At 60.4% G+C, this 19,754-nt stretch carries 16 protein-coding genes; 2 read left to right on the top strand and 14 right to left on the bottom strand.

The features are described 5' to 3' along the window. A partial coding sequence (locus Q0650_RS00715; protein WP_298814745.1) for a hypothetical protein occupies positions 1–184 on the top strand: 184 nt, incomplete at its 5' end. A 238-nt stretch (positions 185–422) separates the two neighbouring features. Here the strand turns inward: Q0650_RS00715 and cas2 are convergent. The 14 genes from cas2 to alaS all read right to left on the bottom strand — a co-directional run bounded on the left by cas2 (position 423) and on the right by alaS (position 17,787). Then, positions 423–704 (bottom strand): CRISPR-associated endonuclease Cas2, encoded by a 282-nt coding sequence (gene cas2 / locus Q0650_RS00710; protein WP_298814742.1) that lies wholly within the window; start codon positions 702–704, stop codon positions 423–425. Positions 705–717: 13 nt separating this feature from the next. After that, a complete protein-coding gene (gene cas1, locus Q0650_RS00705; RefSeq protein WP_298814739.1) occupies positions 718–1,737 on the bottom strand; it encodes a CRISPR-associated endonuclease Cas1 in 1,020 nt (339 codons plus the stop codon). After that, positions 1,715–2,581 carry a CRISPR-associated endoribonuclease Cas6 gene (cas6, locus tag Q0650_RS00700; protein WP_298814736.1) on the bottom strand — a complete coding sequence of 289 codons (867 nt, stop codon included), beginning with the start codon at positions 2,579–2,581 and terminating at the stop codon, positions 1,715–1,717. Before cas6 ends, cas1 begins: the two co-directional genes overlap by 23 nt. A gap of 203 nt (positions 2,582–2,784) precedes the next feature. Beyond that, entirely contained in the window at positions 2,785–4,233 is a 1,449-nt protein-coding gene (locus tag Q0650_RS00695; protein WP_298814733.1) for a hypothetical protein, read from the bottom strand. Next, a complete protein-coding gene (locus Q0650_RS00690; RefSeq protein WP_298814731.1) occupies positions 4,230–5,705 on the bottom strand; it encodes a hypothetical protein in 1,476 nt (491 codons plus the stop codon). The genes Q0650_RS00695 and Q0650_RS00690 overlap by 4 nt, the downstream gene beginning before the upstream one ends. Beyond that, entirely contained in the window at positions 5,702–7,123 is a 1,422-nt protein-coding gene (gene csm5, locus Q0650_RS00685; RefSeq protein ID WP_298814728.1) for a type III-A CRISPR-associated RAMP protein Csm5, read from the bottom strand. Before csm5 ends, Q0650_RS00690 begins: the two co-directional genes overlap by 4 nt. Before the next feature lie 24 nt (positions 7,124–7,147). Next, positions 7,148–8,227 carry a type III-A CRISPR-associated RAMP protein Csm4 gene (gene csm4 / locus Q0650_RS00680; protein WP_298814726.1) on the bottom strand — a complete coding sequence of 360 codons (1,080 nt, stop codon included), beginning with the start codon at positions 8,225–8,227 and terminating at the stop codon, positions 7,148–7,150. A gap of 20 nt (positions 8,228–8,247) precedes the next feature. Further along, positions 8,248–9,081: a type III-A CRISPR-associated RAMP protein Csm3 gene (gene csm3, locus Q0650_RS00675; protein WP_298814724.1), complete on the bottom strand. Its 834-nt coding sequence runs from the start codon at positions 9,079–9,081 to the stop codon at positions 8,248–8,250. Positions 9,082–9,096: 15 nt separating this feature from the next. Continuing rightward, a complete protein-coding gene (gene csm2 / locus Q0650_RS00670) occupies positions 9,097–9,540 on the bottom strand; it encodes a type III-A CRISPR-associated protein Csm2 (protein ID WP_298814722.1) in 444 nt (147 codons plus the stop codon). Positions 9,541–9,559: 19 nt separating this feature from the next. Continuing rightward, positions 9,560–11,728, bottom strand: a complete 2,169-nt coding sequence (locus tag Q0650_RS00665; protein WP_298814719.1) for a type III-A CRISPR-associated protein Cas10/Csm1 — start codon at positions 11,726–11,728, stop codon at positions 9,560–9,562. A gap of 326 nt (positions 11,729–12,054) precedes the next feature. Beyond that, the gene (locus tag Q0650_RS00660) at positions 12,055–12,528 is read right to left on the bottom strand and encodes a GNAT family N-acetyltransferase (RefSeq protein ID WP_298814716.1); all 474 of its coding nucleotides are present in this window, start codon (positions 12,526–12,528) and stop codon (positions 12,055–12,057) included. Continuing rightward, a complete protein-coding gene (ruvX, locus tag Q0650_RS00655) occupies positions 12,503–12,976 on the bottom strand; it encodes a Holliday junction resolvase RuvX (RefSeq protein ID WP_298814713.1) in 474 nt (157 codons plus the stop codon). Before ruvX ends, Q0650_RS00660 begins: the two co-directional genes overlap by 26 nt. After that, positions 12,969–15,023: a hypothetical protein gene (locus tag Q0650_RS00650; RefSeq protein WP_298814710.1), complete on the bottom strand. Its 2,055-nt coding sequence runs from the start codon at positions 15,021–15,023 to the stop codon at positions 12,969–12,971. Before Q0650_RS00650 ends, ruvX begins: the two co-directional genes overlap by 8 nt. 79 nt (positions 15,024–15,102) lie before the next feature. Continuing rightward, on the bottom strand, positions 15,103–17,787 hold the full coding sequence (gene alaS, locus Q0650_RS00645) for an alanine--tRNA ligase (protein ID WP_298814708.1): 2,685 nt from the start codon (positions 17,785–17,787) through the stop codon (positions 15,103–15,105). 348 nt (positions 17,788–18,135) lie between these two features. Between alaS and Q0650_RS00640 the strand changes: the two genes are divergently transcribed. Next, positions 18,136–19,464: an acyl-CoA dehydrogenase family protein gene (locus Q0650_RS00640; protein ID WP_298814703.1), complete on the top strand. Its 1,329-nt coding sequence runs from the start codon at positions 18,136–18,138 to the stop codon at positions 19,462–19,464. Positions 19,465–19,754: the final 290 nt, after the last annotated feature.

The following is a 19,754-nucleotide window of genomic DNA, read 5'->3' as shown; positions in this document are numbered from 1 at the left end:
CTCACGGGGATTTTGGTTTTTTGAAGCTGCTAGATGCAACATGACCGTAGATTGCCACAATGAGCAATGGTTTCAATCCCCTCACGGGGATTTTGGTTTTTTGAAGGCCGTGTCTCATATCGCGATCTCTGGATTGACGCGCTGCGGCTGTTTCAATCCCCTCACGGGGATTTTGGTTTTTTGAAGCGGTCTGCCCTGTAGGCTGCGGTAGCGCCGGCTGTTAGGTTTCAATCCCCTCACGGGGATTTTGGTTTTTTGAAGAACCACATATTTTGCCGCCTGGCAATGCGCTGGCCAGGCCAGTTTGCGCGGCGGGGGGAATATCGCTCGATTCTGTCAGGCGTTTTGTCGCAATGGCCTCGGTTTGAACGGCGTTTTTTCGCGCGCGGATGCGATCCCGCGCCAATAACAGCGCCGGTCGATTAGATGATGTAGCAGTCACGGCTTTGCTCTGGCGGCGGGCCGTCGCCAATGATTTCGATTTGCTCGCGGCAGTTGCGACAGAGCTGGTAGATGCGTAACCGGTCGCCGTCTTCGATCTTGACCAAGCGGTTCAGGCGCTGCCGGAGCTGGCGGTATCCCGCCGGATCGAGATCGCATTCAAAGACGCTTTCCAACACGCGCTGGCCGTAGCCTTCGAGCAGTCGGGCAATGGCAAGCCGACGGCGGTCAGTGCCGATGTCGTAGCTGATGACGTAGAGCATCTCGTTCCCCTTGTTAACGCGCCGTGAATGGTTCGTACCGCTCGCGTTCGCCGCGAATGACGCGGGCCAGGCGTCGCGCTTGCAAGATGATGCAGCGTGTGTACGGGACTTTACCCGGCCCGCTGTCCGCCCCTTCCGGATGCGTGGCTTCGGTGCGCATTCGCTCTTCAAAGGCGGCCAAAAAGATGCGTTTGCCTTCGTCATTGATGACTACCGGTCGCTCTTCGTCGCCAGCATGAAAGTGTTCTGGCCTGAGCCGGCCATCGTTGCAGAGCCGCACAACCAGCGAGTCGACCAGCAGGGGACGGAATTCTTCCATCAGATCAAGCGCCAGTGATGGTCTTCCGTAGTCGAGGCTGTGCAGGTAGCCGAGGAAAGGATCGAAGCCGGCTACCTGAACCGCTCCCAACACCTTGTGGGCAAGCAGGGTGTAGCCAAACGAGAGGAGCAGGTTGACCGGATCGGGTGGCGGTCGGCGCTGGCGTCCGCTGAAGTTCCATTCGGCTCCGATCAGGCTGCGCAGGCCGGCAAAGTAGCGCGCTGTGGCGCTGCCTTCAACGCCGAGGAGCGCGCTGAGGCGCGTGGTGCGATTGACCCGGCGGATGTAGGCGTCGAGATCGTCAGCGGCAGCCCTGGCCTCCGCTGGCGGGTCGGCCCGGTTGCGACTGAACCGCTGCAAGAGAGCGCGCTGGTTGCGTAGTTTGCCCTCAACGAATGCCTGCGCCAGCGTTAACGCTCGCGCCTGGTCGGCAGCGCAGGCGTATTGCGCCTGTCGCAACGCCACATGCGCAGTGGTCTGGCCGATCAGGCGTCCCTGATAGCGCCCGTCAATGGTCATGAAGGTCACTTCGATGCCGCGATCGAGCAGTCGCTTGAGCGCGGGTGTGCTGATGCCGGCATTGCCGAAGATGATGATGTCTTCGAGCTTGACCAGCGGGACGCTCCCGATGAGCGCGCCTTCTCGCCGCACTTCGATCCGTTCGCCGTTGCAGCCGATTTCTGCGCCTTGTTCAATCACGTATAGCGTTGCCATCGTCGGTTTTTTGAGGCTCGTTACGCGCTTTGCCGTTCGCCGATAAGAGGCGCGCTTGCCCGAAGCCGCGGGTGGTGCCGGCGCCAATGCCGCTGTAAAAGGCGAAACTGGCCAGGGTGTCAACGCAGGCGCGCCAGTAGCGGTCGTGGTTCATCGCCCGGTAGGTGCAGTGACCGATGGCTCCGATCTGAATGGCGCCGCCGCTGGTGGGGCTGGCAACGCTGCGCAGCTCGTAACGGCTGATTGCCAGACATTCAGCGGCGTACCGTCGCACTTCCTCAGGTAGCGCGAAATTGGCCGAGGCGTTCCATTGTTCGCAAATGCTGCCAAATACAAGGTCGGGTAGCGGCAGGGGCATGGCCATGCCGCGTTGCCGGAAGGTGGTCGGCGAAGCAAACTGGATCGTCCACGTTGCCGGGAGCTGAGCAGGCCGGCTGAGCAGCGACTCGGCCAGTTGTTCGTAGCTGGCCTGGCCAGCCCATGGGTGCCCGGCAGCAGTGGTGGCTCGATCGGTGACGCGCCAGGGCAGGCCGTCGAGGTCGAGAGCGCCGATTGCTTCCGGCGTCCAGTCTGCCGCTATCCGTTCGAGGTCATCGCTGAGCAGGGTGACGCGCAGATGATAGTCGCGCGCCGGATCAACGGCGGCAACGGCGCCATTGCCCAGGCCCCAGATGTTTGAGACGGTGAGCGGCTTGCGGCCTTCCTCGTCGTGGATGCGAGCGGCAAGGTTTGGATCTGCCGCTCCGATCAGGCGCAGAATGGCGGCATGCGCCGCTCGGCTCAGGTTGCCGGCTACGCTGGCCGGCATAGCAGGTCGAAGGGTGAAGACGATTGCCAGTGGCATAGTGTTCTCCAGATAGCGCTGGTTTGTGCTTGCTGGAGTGCGGTTTGCCGCGCCCCGTTCCAGAAGGGTCGGCGCTTGTGTCGGAGCGCCGGAGTGTATCATTCCCGTTTTATCTTTTCAATTGTAAAGGTGCGCTGGCAGCATGGATATTTTAAAGTATACCACTTTCACGTCGGTTACCGCCTGCCATGAAGTTGTGTCGGCTATGCGCTACGACGCGCAAGCAATCGGTCAAGAAGCTGATTGATGCGCTGGTAGGGAGATGGCGGAAACTGTTTGCCGCATACATGTTCGTACAGTTTTTGCAGATGTGGCACGATGTCGTCGGCGGCGCTGGCCGGAGCATTGGGGCCGGCAAAGGCGCGGGCCAGGCCGATTTTTTGCACGCCGCCGAGATGATGGGTCAGTTCGTTGCGTCGCTTGATCAGCGCGTCGAGCCGGTCGATGGCGGTAAACAGGTCTGCAAGCGACTCGCTCCGCTCGCGCGCCAGATGTCTGAGCAGCTCGCGGAGAGTCGAGCGGTCGGCGGCCAGATGCCGATTGGGATCGCGGTCGCGTTGGAGCGTGAACGAACGCTGGTTGAGCCATTGGCGGTCGATAAAAGCGCCGTCGTTGTCACGTTGCCATTGCCGGTTGATGAAGACGACATCGCGCTGGAGGCAGAGCAGACGGAGCAGGTTTTCTTCAAACCGCACCACTTGCGTGAGAAAATCGGCGTATAGCCCGATCTGGTAGCGGGCGCTGGCGCCGTGAATGACCTCGGCCAGGCGCGCTTCCCGGTCGGGATTGGTTACCTGCGCGAGCAGGTCGGCAATGTCGGCCTGCCACTGCGGTGACGGATGCGTTTGCTCTAACGCTCGCCGCGCGTTGACCAGATCGAAATTGAAGCGGTGATGGGCGTAGGCCAGCAATGGCGCGATTAATCCCTTTGCCGTCGGGTCGAGCCGGTCGGTGATAATCGCTTCGTGCTCGAGGAAGGTGCGCGCGGCTGCCGCGTAAGCGTAGGTGGCGGCGTTTGAGCGGAGGGTCGCGCGCAGTGGCGCCGCGAGTAACCGTCGTCCAGTATTGATTGCCTGCGGCAGTGGCTGTCGGGGATGGATCGAAAGCACTTCGGCGCGTCCGCCGAACACTTCGGTGCCGGCGATGAGCAGGCCGGTCGTCATAGCCGGCGTGCCGCCGGTCACTTCAAGGAAGACAGAGCATGCGGGGTAGCGTTCAGCCAGCGCCGGCAACTGCCGCTCGAGAAAGCGCAAGGTTTGGTCATAGTCGGAAGGATCGGCGCCTTGCCCGCATTCGTCGGCAATCGTCCAGATCGCGATCCGTTCGCGATCCACCGGCGGGAAGTCGCGATAGCCATCGCTGAGCAGGCGCTGAATGATCTGGGCAGAAATGATGGTATCGCTCTGCCAGAAATGTTCTGAAGCCTGCGGCGATTGGTCAGAGGCAATGAGAACGATCTGTTCCAGCTCGAATTGTTGTATCGCCAGATAATGCAGCGCTTTCTCGATGATGGGCAGGGCAAAGTGCGGGCGCAGTTCCGCATAGCGCGCAAGGGCAGTTTCAGCCCACATCCGTTCGGGTTCTTTTCCCCTGGCAAATGTCGCGCAAACAAGATCGCGACCGCCGACGTTGCAGATGAGAATCGCTTTCATAAACCTCGTTGCAGCGCATCCTGGATGGTTTGGACGACCCGATCGAAGGGTGATGGTTGCTTGTCGATATCAAGCTGGTACATCATTTCGCGCAGGTCTTCGATAATCTTTTCAGGGCCGCCTTTGTAGATTGCATCGATCTCTTCGCGCGATACGCCGGCATAGCCATGCGCAATGACGCTCTGGTTGCGCAGGTCGGCCAGGGTATCGAGCTGCCCCAAAAGGTGATTCACCGTCTGCAATCGATTGCGATCTTTCTTGTTCGCAAACGGTTGTCCATCGGCGCGCGCGCCGCCCTCGATGACGAATCTGATCATTGCCTGCATGACGGGGCGGTTGGGGCCATCGCGGTAGCGCAGCGGTTTGTTGTCAATGGTTTGTTGCTCAAGATAATCGCGCAAGGCAGGGTGGGAGTCGATCTGTTCGAGGTAGCGCGCAAGGTTGCTCTCTTTTACCGCTCGACTCATATCGGTCGGCACGCCAAGGTACCTTTCTACGATCAGGCGGAGCGCGCCTTCCTGGAAGCGGAAGATGCGCCCCAGCATGCCGGCGTAGCGACCGTTGCGGCAGGCGATCTCGGCGCTGTAGAACACCTCGCGCAGCAGGGCTGCCGGATCGTTGCGTTCGCTCAACTGGCGCAGGTTGTGATGTAGTTCGGCGCATAACTGGCGAACGCTGCCGCTCGCCTGGCGTTCGGCCTGCTCGATAGCCTGCAAGGCGCGCCGGAAATCAAAGGCTTCCCGGTAAACTGCGTATTCGAGCATGTTGACAATCCAGTTGCTGACCCGCGCCGCGCGCGCGCTGGCAAGCGCGGAAGGGAAATTGTACTGTTCGAGCGCTGCCATGGCGTTCGCGCGCTGAATGGTAGCCTGAATCTGCTCGCCAATTCGCAGTTCGCCGATCCGTCCGGATTCGGGAGGGTAGATGAACCGGCATCGCTCGCCGTAGGCAATGATGGCGCGCAATTGCAGGGCGAAGTTGCAGGCCGGGATGCCGCCGGCGGTCAGGATGAAGCACAGATGCGCCTCTCGGTCGTAATAGCGCGCAAGCAGGTGATCGTAGGCTTCGAACGCTTCATCATAGATGCTGGGATTGAGATCGGCGCCGTGACTGCTTTCGATCCGCACCGCCTGCGCCTCTCTCAACCAGCCTGGGAACCGCGCGGGCAAAATCTGCCCGGCAATGCGGGCAAACCAGATTGTATCTTTGTCGCGCAGGCTCACGCCGAAACGATCCGATCTGGTTGTGTCTGGCGTTTCCGGCTGGTCGGTGTAGAAGCAGATCAGGCGGGCAATGGCGTTTGGATTCTGCTGCCGGATATAGTTCAGACAGGGTTCCAGAATCGGGAATTCGATCTGGTGTTGCGCCAGTTGTTGCATGACCGTTTCGCCCTCAGGCCGCGGACGTTGCACTCGCTTTCCGTCGATCAAGAGATCGCTATTCCCGATGTTAGCCATAATCAGAATGTTCATCCTCGCTCCTCAATAGTAATACGCATCCATCCCAATGGAAGGTAAGGGTGTTTGCCCCGCATAACCAGCTTGCGCGTGGCCGGGAAGAGATCGCCAGCCTGGAAGCGCCGGGAGCGTTGTTCGTCAATCTTCATGCGGTAACGATGCACGGCCTCGACGAAGACCTGCTCGCGCTGCTGGTCGGCGCGCAGGCGATCATCGAGAGTCTTGGTTCGCCAGCCAGCGCCCCAACCGATGGGAATGAGGAAGGAGTTAGTTTGATCAAGTTGTTCCAGTTGCTTCTCTAACTCCTGGTAAAACTGGGAAAGCGCGGGGGCGCCGCGATTTTTAAAGTATTCTTTCTCGCCTTCAATCAACTGCCTGGCCCGTCTCCTGCCGCCGGCAGCGAGCGCCGCCGGCTGGAGCAGATCTGTCCAGTTGCCGAAGTCGATGATGGCGCGGGCCACGGGACTGGTCAGCGGGTACAGGTCGATCTGCAAGGTGGCAGTGAAGGTCAGACCGGCAGGAATGGCTTCCACTGCTATCGGTGAGCCTTGCGGAAAGACCTGCACATTGAGCAATTCTGGCATCTGTCTGAGCGGTCGGCTGTCACCGATATGGACTACCCGCATGACATCGCGCAGGAGTTCGTGGCTTACTCGCCTATCATCGCCCTGTTTCCGCCCGTAGAAGATGGCCCGCTCGATAGGCCTGGCTGCCTGCCGTTTGTCTGCTTCGCTGGCAAACTGTGTCAGAGCATTGCCGGCGTTTTCTGGAGCCAGTGCCCAGCTCAAGATGGTACGCAATGCGCCTTTGAGCGACGAGCCGGGGATGTATAACCGGCCAAAGGCATCTTTGACGCAGGCCAGAATCTCGCTCTGGCCGCTTTGGGACGCCGGTTGACCGGCATAGTAGTAGCGCGTAAGCCGCGAATCAGGACTGAGGTCGGCATCGGAGAGCAACCCACTTTTGATCAGATCGCCGAATCCACTGTTGCTCAGCAACTGATCGGGCACGGTCGGGCTGACATCGCCGCTCAAAGCCAGCAATTGTTGTTCTTCGCGCAATTCTCGTTCTGCTTGCTTGATTTTGCGCGCTTCGTCACGGAGCCGCTCTTCTTGCTGCACTTGCTTGCGCGGATCGCGCGGTGGCGACTGTTCAAACTGCTTGATCTCGGCCTTATGTCGCTCTTTCCATCGCCGGATCTTCTCAGCGCGCTGTTCGAGCTGGCGCCGTCGCTCTTCCGGCGAGGGTTGGCGCTCGAGCCAGCGTGCCAGCGCCAGCTCTAACGCAGCGTCACTATTGATAACACAGGTCGTTTTCGTCTCCTGGTTGACAAAGAAATCAACCTCTTCGCGCAAGCGCGCGCCGCTCAGGATCGCCACCGGACTGATAGTTTCAATGCGCAGTGTGTAGACCTGAGTAATCTTTGCCGGCATACTGCCTCCTGTCTGTCGCGCCGATCAACCGGGAATGCCAATCGCAAGCGCCAGTCCACTGCGATAGATCGGATGTGTGATAGTTTCATCTGGCCGGACATCGATCAGTTTTCCTTCTGGCAGGCGATCATTGACGGCAATCACCGATCCTTCGCTGAGCATCATGATTGAAGACCGGCGCAGGGTGACGCCATCTGTCGTCAGACTCCAGCCGCCGACATTGACGATCTGGTAGGTGGAACGCGCATCGCGCACCAGCGCCAGTTCGCGATCATCGGCAGGCACAAACCGCGAGAGGAGCACGGCGCGGCGTGGCGTGGCGGCCATCGTCAGTTTGAGTGGCTGCCCGCGCCGCCAGCCGAACGTACCGTAGCCGTTCGCGCGCTTGCCACCCAGCCCGCTCTCGCCGAGCAGGGTGAGCAGGCGCTCGAAGGGCGCGCGGGCCGATGGATCGGCAACGCTGACGAGCAGGCATAGCCCGGCGCCTGGTGTGAACACGACCCGTCCCACTTCGTAGTAAGCCGAAGCGTTGCTGAGACGATCGAGAGCTACGCGCGGTATCGCTTCAATCTGCCAGAGTGGTGTCGCCTGCAAGCGCGCTCGCCAGGCTTCGCGCGCTTCGTTGTTTGTCAGTCTCCATGGTGACGGCAACCGGTCAGCTTCGTCTTCACTCAGCCAGACCTTCCCTTGCTGCAAGATGATGATCCGCTCTGGTAGCGGTTCGCCGCGACACACCAGACTGAACAGCAATGGCGATAGATAGCGCAGCTTTTTCAGTTGCTTGGCGTTAGCGACGCTCGCTTCCGGTAGATGCAACGGCAAGAGCGGACGGGGCAACAGAGGTAGGTCGGCGATGGCCGGCAGCAGTGAGCTATGGCGCAATGGTGGCTGCCCGGCAACAAATGGCGCGATCCAGGCTGGCGCGCCGTTGGGCGCGCGGGCGGGATCGCTGACCGCTGCCTGCGCGGTCAGGGCCGCAAACAGCGAATCAGAGGCCAGCGTCTCGTTGGTCTCTTCCAGGCCGATACCCTGGCGGCCAAAATGAAAGGCCAGTGTGGTTGCGCCGGGTGGCGGGTTGAGATAATAGACATCGAAAGTGGCCATGATGAGCGCTCCGGCACGGCTTAATTGGCGAAAAATTGCTGTAATCGATTCATTACATCATTGCGCGGTAGCTCGCTGAGGCTATTGGCCGTTGTGATCGATTTCGGCTCGTCGTAGTGGTTATTGCGCAGTCGTCGCGCCAGGATCTGCACGTTGCGCAACCGCACCTGCCCGTTGCCGCGCGAACCCATGCCGCCGAGGTAGTCGTCTTCGAGCTGGGCAAAGGCATCGAGCAGGTAACCAAACAGATCGATGACCTCGGTCAGCTTTTCGTTGTCGCCGACGTACAGACTGAAGACCGCCTCGAGCGGGCCGAAGACAGCGCCTGCCGGCACGCGCTCGATCTGGCGCGGCGCTGCCGCCGAAGTGACCCGGTCGATCGACGCTTCCCATTTGATCTCGGTGTACGGCAGATCGGTACGCAACTGGCGCAGCTCCTGCTCGGATTCTGGCGTCAACGGCACGTCGCGGATCGTCAGGCGGGTGGGGGCGGTAATCGTCAGGCGTTCGTGCGAAGGCAACGTGCCGAAGACGCCGGCAATTGGGCGATAAAGCTGGTATTCATCCTGATTTCTGGGTAGATGCACGTACACGCCTTCGTTGATGCGGAAGGTCTGCGGCGCGCCGTAGGCCTTTTCCATAAGCGAGCGCAGCTTGCCTTTCAGCGACGAGCCGGGAATATAGGGTTGATTGGTGCGCGGATTGCGAATGACCGGCTTGTCAAGACCGCCAATTTCCAGGCCGCCAGCGGCGCCGCCGATATGCAGACCAGTCAACAATTCAATTTCGGCGCGGAGAAAAATGCGTCCGTGCAGCGTGACGGCGCGGGTGTTGGTGGAAGAATGTGTAGTCATACAGCTACCCTCCTTCTAGCTGGTGCGGCCACCGTAGCGGCGATGATAGGCGAGAATGGCTTCAAACAGATCGACAAAGACGCGAAAACGGCGCGCGTCGTTGCCAACCAGATCGATAGCCTCTGAGAGGGTATCGGCTAACTCGCGCAGCGCCTGGTTGTTGTTGAAGCGACCGACCTGGTACGCCATCTTCGGTTTCAGCATCAACAAGCGGCGTTGCGCTGCCAGCGGCAGTTCCTGCGCGCTGGTGGGAACCTCTTGCTCGATGGAACGCACCTCGCCGAAGATGGTGCGAATCTGTGAAGTAGTAAGTTTTTCGTCCTTCAGATACTTACCGAGTTTATCTGCCGCTTTGACCAGCAGATTAATGGCCTCCGGCGAATCTTCGATGATAATCCGCTCCAGATCCTCTCTCTTGATAGTGCGCATCGAGGGTTGGTTTGGGCCGCGTTGGGTCACAAATGTCCTCCTTTCCACTTTAGCGACGTTGATCGGCGCCGCGCAGCAGCAACTGAGTCCAGCGCGCGGCGAGGCCGGCAATGACAATGGCGCGACCGGCGATACCTTCGGCGCTTACCAGTTGATCGCGTAAGGTTTCGATCCGTGGTCGTAGTTGACCGGAGCGCTCCGCCAGCCGGGTAAGCTGATACGCTCCCTGCCACACCCATAGTCCAACCGTGACCTGCGGCGTTCCTGAGCGGTTGTAGCGCGCGCTGGCGCGAGTTGCCAGCGCTTGCAGCGTCATTAACAGGGTGCGCGGCGCCCCCTGACCGATCAGGTCGCGCAGCTCATCTTTCCAGGCCATCGCCCGCATAAACTCGTTCCAGCCCAGCGTCCGACCGAGAAACGTGATTGCGTCTTTGCTATGCCCATCGGTATGAACATACGCCTTGGCTGCATCGAGCGCATTACCGGCATCTTCCGCCGCCTGATAGAGGGGATACCCGGCGCGATGCAGCGTAATCCCGGCAGAGACACTGATCGGAGGCGGCGTGTTGGTGGGTTTGGCTCCGGTCACGTAACGCACAAAGTCGTTGCGAATGGCGACGGCCAGCTCGGGAATGAGATGCCAGGAGCCGACCAGAAACAGATCGTCACCGCCACTGTAGACGGCGTAGACGCCGCCGTTTGCGCGCTGGTTGAATTGGCGACAGATTTCGCCTACCCATCCCTCGAAGAAGCGGCTCAGCGCGCTACTTAATGCGGCGGTCACGGCAAGGCCAGCCAATCCCGACGGACGCTGCAATCCTCTGCCGAACAGATCACCGAGATTGTCTACATCCATGCGCAGGACGGCGATGCGCGGAATGCCCTCACTTCGACGGGCGAGCGTGTTGAGGGGCGCCACATCACCGACTTCCAGGTCAATCGCCTGCGCCGGATCGTCCTCAGATAAGCGTTGCAGATCGGTCGCGCTCAGGCGGTATGCCTCGGTTACGGTATACCGCTGCCCAAACCGAATGGCCTGTCGTGGTTCGTGTGGTACGGCCTCATCGTCGAGCGCCAGCGCCTGCGCGCGGGGTCGAGTGTTGTCCGGCAGCAGCTCATACAGCACTCCCAGCCGACTGATCACGCTCCGCCAGGTCGATCCTGCCATTGGTTGCGCTACCGGATCGATCTGCAAGATGGCGGCTCGCGTCAGTTGGCGCCCTAAATCGGCCAGCGACTCGCCCAGTGGATCGGGTTGCTCTTGACCGTCGGCGCGCGGCGGACGAGGCGGACGGGGTTGGAAAATGCGGGCAAAAGCCGTTTCGTCGAGCGCGGCAAATCGGCGGCGTTTGTCATGGTCGATAGCTTCGCTCAGCTCGCGCCAGGTGTTATCGCTATAGGCGTCTGGCCGGAAGGGTTGGGTAGCGCCCACCGCCAGGTAGAGCGCGCCGGCATGCCCGGCCAGCAGCGTCTGACCGATTTCCCGTCGCCACGCCATTGCCTGCCCGGCAGCGCTACCCGGCGCGACCACGTAAAAGCGCCCACCGCCAGCGTAAAGCAGATTGCATAGGGGCATGTCGCATTGGCGCAACACATAACGGGCGCAGGCGTCAGTAAGCAGTTGCAGGTAAAACGAGCGCCCGCGCAATTGACGGGCCGCTCCTTCTGCCGGAATACTGTAGAGAAAATCCTGCAAACCGGATAGATCGCCACCGATCAGGCAGATAGCGCCATCCGGGTCGGCGGCCTGCGCAGCCTGGGTAGCAGCGTGGAGACGGGCCAGATCGTAGAGCGACACTGCCGGTAGCGGCGACGGCCATGACCAGGCGTAACGCTGCAACGCTACCAGCAATCGTTCCAACCGCAGGGCTGGATCGGCAGTCTGGCTGGCTTCGTTCAGGCCAATGTTCAGCGCCTGTTGCAAAGATTCGAAAGATTCAGTGGGAGATCGGGGCTGGTTCACCGGGAACAGCGCATCATCGCGGCAGCTCAACGCGGCTGGTGGCTGCCAAAGCTGCAACGACGGGCTCGTCAGGCGGGTAAAGATGGTTGCCAGGCCGTCAGTGGAGGCAGGCCATGTTGTCTGTGCCTCCTGACCGACAATCTGCCATGCCGAAGCAATCAATGCCGGCGATGCGGAAGGCGATTGACCGAGCGCAGCTTGCGTCCAGGCTACCAGCGTCTGCCATGCAACGTCCAAAGGTTTGGAATGGGTCATCGTTGCTGCTCCGTAGCTGATTGTCTCGTTTAGCATTCATTGTAGCAAAAAGGTAGTTCACAAATGTGGTATAGCATGCTTTTCAAGATGACAATTTTTTCATCTTGTTTGATAACGGAAGCAACACTCTGAAGTGGATCATCATTGCCGCTCCATACGTGATCGTCTCATCTGGCGTTTATTGTAGCAAAAAAGGCATCTGAAAATGAGGCAGACTTTGCCTTTTGCCTGATGATGAAAACGATGCCCCGGAAGCGGAACAGTGCGCCAGACGATGGTTGACCCGACGATCATCCGGCGATAGTCGCCGACGCTGCGGTTGTCAATCAGCAACAGGTGGTAGTGGCAGGCACTGGCACTGTCAGCCAGTACAACAGGATGTAATGCGGCCCGGTTTGCGGCACAACGAACTCATCACCCCAGGTCACAAATCCCTGCGCGCGATAGAACGGCAGTGCGCTGGTGCGTCCGTGGCACCAGATCAGATCGCCAGCGTGACGACGCGCATGCGCAATTCCGGCCTGCAACAGGGCTTTGCCCAATCCTTGCCGCTGCGCGGCAGGCAATACCCCCATGCCGCGGAGCCGCCATGCCGCTTGCGCCGGCGCTGCCGGGCAGGATTCGGGCGCAAACGAAGCAATGCCCACGAGTTGATCGGCGACGAAGGCGCCGACGTGCAGCGCCAGCGGATGATCGTCACGGGGGTAGACCAGTTCGTCAATTGCCTGATGCGGGCGCAGAATGCGCTGACGGAGCGGACGAGTCGCAGCGGCGCTAATCGGTCGGATGTCGGGTTTCATACTCTGCCTCTGCGCACGATGAGTTCAGGTTGCGCTGAGCGTCAAGGTAATCTTGCAAGATGATCGATGCGGCGACCTGATCGATCTGTTGCCTGATTTTCGCCGGTTTGAGGCCAAGATTACGCAGCATCTGTTCGGCAGCGACGCTGGTCAGGCGTTCGTCGAACAGTTCAACCGGGCAGGGGATTGCGGCGGCCAGGGTTTCGGCGAAGCGTTGTACTGCCATCGCTTGCGGGCCGTGTTCGCCGCGCATGGTGAGCGGTAATCCGACGACGACTCGCGCGACGCCGCGCTCGGCAACCAGATGCGCGATGCGGGCAATTGCCCGCTCAGGTGGATGGGCTGCGATGGTAGTCACTGGGGCGGCAATGCGCGCGCCGGTGTCGCCAATGGCGACACCTATTCGTCGCTCGCCAACATCAAGCCCCAGGATGGTCTGTTCATTCATGGCGTATCCGAATCTGCCAGCTCCAACCGGGGAACTGGTCAACGTCAGGGGGCAATTCAAAGCCGGTCAGGCGACCGCTGGCGACCAGCGCCTGCAATGCAGCTTCAGCTTCAGCGCGGCTACGGCCAAGCACCGCATTCTGGATTGCGGCGCGCGTAGCCGGGTCAAGTTCGTTGCCACAGGCCGGATCGGGTCCAATCGAACCATCAACGCGCAGCGTTGCGCCATCCCAGCGCCAGCTTTGAATAAACGCGGCGCGACAATCGCCGGGGCGCAACTGACCGTTTTGCACCAGTTGGGCATTGAAGGCGTCGGCTAGTTGACGCTGAAATGTCGTCTCGTCACCGTTGATCGCCAGACCGCTGTATCTGGCCTGCACGGTCAACCTGAACGCGCGGTTCTCTTTGGGCAACGATGTGCCGATGGGTGGCTCGACAATCATCTCAAAGCCGGCCAGTTGCTCGAGTTCGGCCCGGCTGGGCGAGACGGTCGTCGGCTCGAGCCGCAGGTTGCGCGCCATCGCCAGGCCTTCAAGTTGGCGACGGGCTTCCTGGTCGAGGCTGGTCAGAGCAGCGGCCAGATAGCGGCGCACATCACTCTCTTTGATGACGAAGACCTCGTCATCGGCGCCGCCGCCGATGGGGTCATGGACAATCGTGAGTAGATTGCTGGTCAGGCTGATCGTTGGCCCGCCAGCGATGCGCAGCTCGCTGATGCTGTTTGCCGGAATGTTTGAGGCGCTGCCAGGTGAACGGGCAACAATTTGCACCTGGGCCTCGCCGAGGGTGGTGATGATCTGATTGCCAAGGTTTCTGGTCACAGCGCCGGGCACGGTGACATCGGCTTCGCTGATGAACGGGATCGGCTGATTGTTTGGCCCATACGCGACAAACTCGCTCCCTGCCGGAATAGTGATCGGTTGCGTATTGAGGTTGCGAAGCGTAACCAGGCCGGCAGCGCTACTGATCGGTGTTAGCACGCCTTCGTTCACTTCGCCGTCAACACTGATTGCCACAGTGGTACCAATCGGATCAACGGCCACTGCCCCGTCAGCGCGGGTAGAGGTCGCCGGGATCATAGGGATTGCCATGCCGGCAATGGGTGTCGTTTCCCGCGTCGGCAGGCGAACCACAACGGTGACGCTGCGGGTCACAACCAGCAGGATACTGAGCAGTGCCACCGCTACGATCAACACGACGAGCAGCAACCTGATCAGCCACGGCGATGATCGGGTAGCAGGAGCAGATGCGCTGCGTCTGGTGGTCGCTTGCGTCGGTTCAGACGGGGCGGGTGTTGGCGCAGGTTTGGGGCGAGGTGTCGCTGCGGTTCGCTGCGCGCGGTCGGCGTCGCTGCGCCGGGCAATTCGATCGGCCCGCGTCACTTCTTCCGCAGAGAGCTGAATATCTTCCGGGCGCGCGCGCGGTGGCGCAGCTTCGGCGCGTGGCGGCGCGATAGGCGGTGGTGGTTCCCCCGCGCGTTCCTGTTCAAATGCCGCCGCCAGATCGTCGAGCGCGTCGAAAAATTCGAGATCGTCGTCACTCATTGCCGGCGGCACGGCTGGCCCGGAAGTCGTGGCAGGAAGTGGGCGCGTTGTCGGCGCAGCCACCGGTTGAGTGGCTTTCGGTGACGGTTGATCCGGCCTGGCGATCAGGTCGGCCATTCCGGCTTTCTCATCGACAGCCAGTTCATCGAGCGCGGCTAAAAATTCCAGATCCTCAGCCGGCAAATCTTCGGGCGATGAAGAGGGCATTGAGTATGCGTGCATCGGCACATACACATGCGCCCCAGTGACCTCAATCGTTGTCAACCGGCTCTGGCGGGCCGCTTTGAGGATAGCTGGATCAGAACTGATGATTGTCAGGTCAATGCCGGCTGCCGCGGCAAGTTCGCGCAAGGCGTCGGTGTTGGCGACCCGCTGAAGCGCAGTGACTCCTTCAGGAACCAGGATCTGGATATTGGCAGCATGAGAGGCGCGGACACGCGCCATCAGCGACTCGACAGTATCATCGAGTCGAGCGAAGAAAATCGCCGTTTCGTCGGTGCTCATAGCTCCCCATCCCTCGCGCCGGCTCGCTACCCAAAGAGCAGACGCGCAGTCACAACACTTCACGCCTCTGCGCCCAACGTTATCCCGCCTGTTCAGCCAGCACTCCGGTTGCTGCCGCGATTGCCGCCGCCAGTTGATCGGGATTGCGTCCGCCGGCCTGGGCAATTTCGGGCCGACCGCCGCCACCGCCGCCGACAATAGTCGCCAGCGGCTTGATCAATTGCACTGCATTCAGGCCGCGACGAACCAGATCAGGGGTCACCATTGCCAGTAACTGTGGCTTGCCGTTGATCTGCGTTCCCAGAACAATCACGGCGCTACCCAGTTTGTCGCGGAGATATTCGCCCATCTCGCGCAACCGATCGACCGAGTCGGCTTCAACCTCAGCAGTGAGCAGCGTCACACCGGCCACGGTCTGCGCGCGGTTTAACAGCGTATCGAGCATATCGCGGGCCAGCTTGCTCCGCAGCGCCTCAAGTTCCTGCCGCCGCTGCCGGTTTTCGGCCAGCAACGCATCGATTCGTTCAGCCAGTTGCGCCGGCTGTGCGTTGATCCGCAGCGCCAGATCGCGCAACAACTGCGCCTGCTGCTCAACCCATTGTTCCGCGCCGCGTCCGGTCAACGCTTCGACGCGACGGATTCCACTCCCGATACTCCCTTCGCCGATCAGGCGAACAAACCCGATCTCGCCGGTGCGATTGACGTGAGTGCCACCGCACAGTTCGAGGCTATCGCGCGAAGCGTATTCCACGTTGTCGTTGCCGTTGCCGCGCTCGATGGTCACCACCCGCACCGTGTCGCCGTACTTTTCACCGAACAGCGCGATAGCGCCGCGGGCCATTGCGTCTTGATAACCGGTAATCTCCCAGCGCACCGCGGCATCGGCCCGCACCCACGCATTCAATCGCCGCTCCACTTCGCGCAGCTCTTCCGGGTCAAGCGGTTTGGTATGGGTAAAGTCGAACCGCAATCGATCCGGCGCCACCAGCGAGCCGGCTTGCGCCGCATGTTCGCCCAACACATCACGCAACGCGCGCTGGAGCATATGGGTGGCGGTGTGATTGCGTTGAATGTCGGCTCGCCGCACCAGATCGACCGTTGCCTGCACCTGGTCGCCGACGCTGATCGTCCCGGTCGTCACTCGACCGTAATGAACAATCAGGCCGGGCAAGGGGCGACGGGTATCTTCGACCTGTACCGTGCCTTCCGGCCCGACCAGCAGACCGGTATCGCCGACCTGACCGCCGCTTTCGGCATAAAAAGGAGTGGTGTCGAGTACGATTTGCACCGTTTGCCCGGCGCTTGCGGTAGTGACCGTATCGCCGTTGGCCAGCATTCCAATCACCATTGCCCGATCGCTGAGCCGCTCGTAACCGGTGAAATGCGATGCCGGCACATCCAGTTCGGCCCACAGATCGGCTTCGCCACCGCGCTTACTGGCGGCTGCGGCGCGCGAACGGGCGCGCTGTTCGGCCATCTCCGCCTCGTAACCGGCTTCATCGACCGTCAATCCCTGTTCGGCAGCAATCTTCTGCGTCAGGTCAAGCGGGAAACCATACGTATCGCGCAACACAAACGCATCGTTACCGGGAATGACCGTCTCGCCGCGGGCTCGCACCTGCTCGATGACCGCATTGAGGCGGGTAATACCGCCGCTGAGCGCGCGCAGGAACTGGCGCTCCTCCTGATCGGTTGCGCTCAGAATAAACTCGCGCCGTTTTACCAGTTCGGGGTAGGCCGTGCCCATCTGATCGATCACGGTTGTAATCACATCGGCCAGGAAGGGGCGCTCAAAACCGATTACGCGACCTTGATAGGCGGCGCGGCGCAGGATACGGCGCAACACATACGAACGGCCAAGGTTGCCGGGCAAGACGCCATCGGCGATCAGAAACGCTATTGCCCGCGCGTGATCAGCAATAGCGCGGTATGCGCTGCGATGCGCGTGATAATGCGCCTCATCGCTGCCACGAATACCGATAATCCGGTTGATAATGGCGACAAATAAGTCGGTCTCATAGGTGCTGTGGACACCCTGCATGACCATTGCCATCCGCTCCAGGCCCATGCCGGTATCGACTGAAGGGCGCGGCAGGGGTTGCATCGTGGCGCGGTCATATTGCATGAACACGTTGTTCCAAATCTCAACGTAATTGGGATCATCGGAATTGACCCCCTCAGCGCGCATCTGGCTGAGGTCGTCGCCGATGTACATCGTAATTTCAGAGCAGGGGCCACACGGCCCGGTATCTCCCATCACCCAGAAATTGTCTTTGCGGCCAAAGCGCAGCACGCGCGACGGATCGGCGCCCTGCGCGATCCATAACGCCGCCGCTTCGTCGTCGGGGGGAACCTCGTCATCACCGGCAAAGACGGTAAACCAGAGCCGTTCAACCGGCAGTTGAAACTCTTCGGTCAACAGCTTCCAGGCCAGACGGATGGCTTCGGCCTTGAAATAGTCGCCGAAGGAAAAGTTGCCCAACATCTCAAAAAAGGTGTGGTGGCGCGGCGAGGGGCCAACCTCTTCGAGATCGTTGTGCTTGCCGCTCACGCGCAAACACTTCTGCGCAGTAACGGCGCGGGTGTAGGGGCGCTGTTCACGACCAAGAAAGACATCTTTAAACTGCACCATACCCGAATTGGCGAACAGCAGGGTTGGATCATTGGCAACGACCAGCGATGAGCTGGGCACGTGGGTATGGCCATGACGGATAAAAAATGAGATGAACGTGTCGCGGATCTGCGCAGCGGTCAGCTTTTGCATACGAATATAACCTGTGATTTTACACTCTTTGCTATTGCGGCGGTGTTGCCTCTCTGCAGGTTCATCGCCCGACAGGATGCTCTGAGCTGAATAATGAAGCAACCGGCAATCTGACGCAACAACATCTTTTCCTTGCGTTATTGTAGACGATTGCAGCGTTGACCGTCAACCGTTATTGCCGCGCGCTTCCGGGCTGACCGGCTCCAGGGATGACAACATTGTTATTGACACCCGCGCGCGGCTATGCTACACTTGATATTGACGCGCTGCGTCATTCCCTTTGTTGCTGAACGTTATATCTGGCAACGATGAGGTTGCCTATCACTCAACGCTGAACAGGAGGCATCCATGGCACTTATCACCCTTCCGGCCAGCCTCACCCGCATCATGCAGCAGGTGCATCTCCCACTGATTGATACCTTTCGCGCTCTGCGTGGGGTGACCCCTCAAGACATCGGTCTGCTGTTGAAAAGTATTACCGCCAAACGACGGCCCAAACGGGTGCCGCCGATCAATAGTGATTTCTTCGAGATTCTGGCCGAACTTTCGCCAGAAGAGCGCGAGATCCAGCAAAAGATTCGCGCTTACATGGAAGAGAAGATTCGTCCGATAGCCGGCAGCTACTGGGAACGCGGTGAGTTTCCCCACGAAATCGTGCCCGGTTTTGCCCGTCTTATCGCTGAAACCTTCGGCACGCGGCCCTACGCCATCGATGCGCTTGGCCCGGTATTGACCGGCATCGCCTGTATGGAGCTGGCGCGGGTTGATCCCTCAATCTACACCTTTTTCGGCGTTCACTGGGGTTTGTGCATGGGGTCAATCGATCTCTTCGGCTCGCCTGAACAGAAGCAGCGCTGGCTGCCACCAATGCAACGGTTCGAGCTGATTGGCTCGTGGGCGCTGACCGAACCCGAAGTTGGCTCGGCGACCGCAGCCGGGTTGACCACGACTGCCCGTTTTGAGCGCGGCTCGTGGGTGATCAACGGGGCCAAAAAATGGAGCGGTAACGCGCCGATTGCCGATATCAATATCATCTGGGCGCGTGATGTATCAAACAATCAGGTCCAGGGTTTTATTGTCGAGCGCGACACGCCCGGTTACGAAGTTGAGCGGCTCGAAGGCAAAATTGCGCTGCGCACCGTGCAAAACGCCAATATCCGCCTGAATAATTGCCGGGTGCCCGAAGCCAACCGGCTGCCCAATGTGGGTGGTTTCCGCGGGATTGCTCGCCAACTGGCGATCACTCGCGCCGCGGTAGCATGGGCGATGACCGGAGTGGCGATGGGCGCCTACGAGAAAGCGCTGGCCTATGCTCAACAGCGCATCCAGTTTGGCCGTCCGATCGGTGGCTTCCAACTGGTGCAAAACAGTCTGGTGCAGATGCTGGCAAATGTGACTGCCATGCAGACGCTGTGCCTGCGTATGAGCCAGATCGCCGCCCGCAACGGCAAGATCAGCCACGAGCATGCTTCGCTAGCCAAAGTCTTCTGTGGCGAAAAGATGCGGGAAACCGTCGCTCTGGCCCGCGCAGTGTTTGGCGGTAACGGCATTCTGCTCGAACACGAGGTGGCGCGTTATTTTGCCGACGCCGAAGCGCTCTATTCCTACGAAGGCACTCACGAGATGAATACGCTGATCGTTGGACGCGCGATTACCGGTATGTCGGCGTTTGTGTAACTGAATGGTCACTGGCGAGCAGAGACGCCAATGGCCTTTGTCGTTTTGTGAGCTTAAGGTTGGGGGGGTGTCGATCACCCACCGAAAACTTGCGGCGTTGGAGTGGTGACGGCGCGGGACGGGTCAGGGGCGCGCACCGGCCAGGAAGATGGCGTGGGGCGGGTTTCAGCGGCGCGCACCGGTCAGGCAGACGGCGCGGGGCGGGTTTCAGCGGCGCGCACCGGTCAGGCAGACGGCGCGGGGCGGGTTTCAGCGGCGCGCACCGGTCAGGCAGACGGCGCGGGGCGGGT

The organism is uncultured Chloroflexus sp. (assembly GCF_937129525.1).
Taxonomy (GTDB): domain Bacteria; phylum Chloroflexota; class Chloroflexia; order Chloroflexales; family Chloroflexaceae; genus Chloroflexus.
This window is presented reverse-complemented; position numbering and strand designations above follow the sequence as displayed.

Excerpts from the sequence above, each read along its gene's own strand:
- cas2 (WP_298814742.1), bottom strand. The coding sequence starts at position 704 with ATGCTCTACGTCATCAGCTACGACATCGGCACTGACCGCCGTCGGCTT.
- cas1 (WP_298814739.1), bottom strand. The coding sequence starts at position 1,737 with ATGGCAACGCTATACGTGATTGAACAAGGCGCAGAAATCGGCTGCAAC.
- cas6 (WP_298814736.1), bottom strand. The coding sequence starts at position 2,581 with ATGCCACTGGCAATCGTCTTCACCCTTCGACCTGCTATGCCGGCCAGC.
- Q0650_RS00695 (WP_298814733.1), bottom strand. The coding sequence starts at position 4,233 with ATGAAAGCGATTCTCATCTGCAACGTCGGCGGTCGCGATCTTGTTTGC.
- Q0650_RS00690 (WP_298814731.1), bottom strand. The coding sequence starts at position 5,705 with ATGAACATTCTGATTATGGCTAACATCGGGAATAGCGATCTCTTGATC.
- csm5 (WP_298814728.1), bottom strand. The coding sequence starts at position 7,123 with ATGCCGGCAAAGATTACTCAGGTCTACACACTGCGCATTGAAACTATC.
- csm4 (WP_298814726.1), bottom strand. The coding sequence starts at position 8,227 with ATGGCCACTTTCGATGTCTATTATCTCAACCCGCCACCCGGCGCAACC.
- csm3 (WP_298814724.1), bottom strand. The coding sequence starts at position 9,081 with ATGACTACACATTCTTCCACCAACACCCGCGCCGTCACGCTGCACGGA.
- Q0650_RS00665 (WP_298814719.1), bottom strand. The coding sequence starts at position 11,728 with ATGACCCATTCCAAACCTTTGGACGTTGCATGGCAGACGCTGGTAGCC.
- Q0650_RS00660 (WP_298814716.1), bottom strand. The coding sequence starts at position 12,528 with ATGAAACCCGACATCCGACCGATTAGCGCCGCTGCGACTCGTCCGCTC.
- ruvX (WP_298814713.1), bottom strand. The coding sequence starts at position 12,976 with ATGAATGAACAGACCATCCTGGGGCTTGATGTTGGCGAGCGACGAATA.
- Q0650_RS00650 (WP_298814710.1), bottom strand. The coding sequence starts at position 15,023 with ATGAGCACCGACGAAACGGCGATTTTCTTCGCTCGACTCGATGATACT.
- alaS (WP_298814708.1), bottom strand. The coding sequence starts at position 17,787 with ATGCAAAAGCTGACCGCTGCGCAGATCCGCGACACGTTCATCTCATTT.
- Q0650_RS00640 (WP_298814703.1), top strand. The coding sequence starts at position 18,136 with ATGGCACTTATCACCCTTCCGGCCAGCCTCACCCGCATCATGCAGCAG.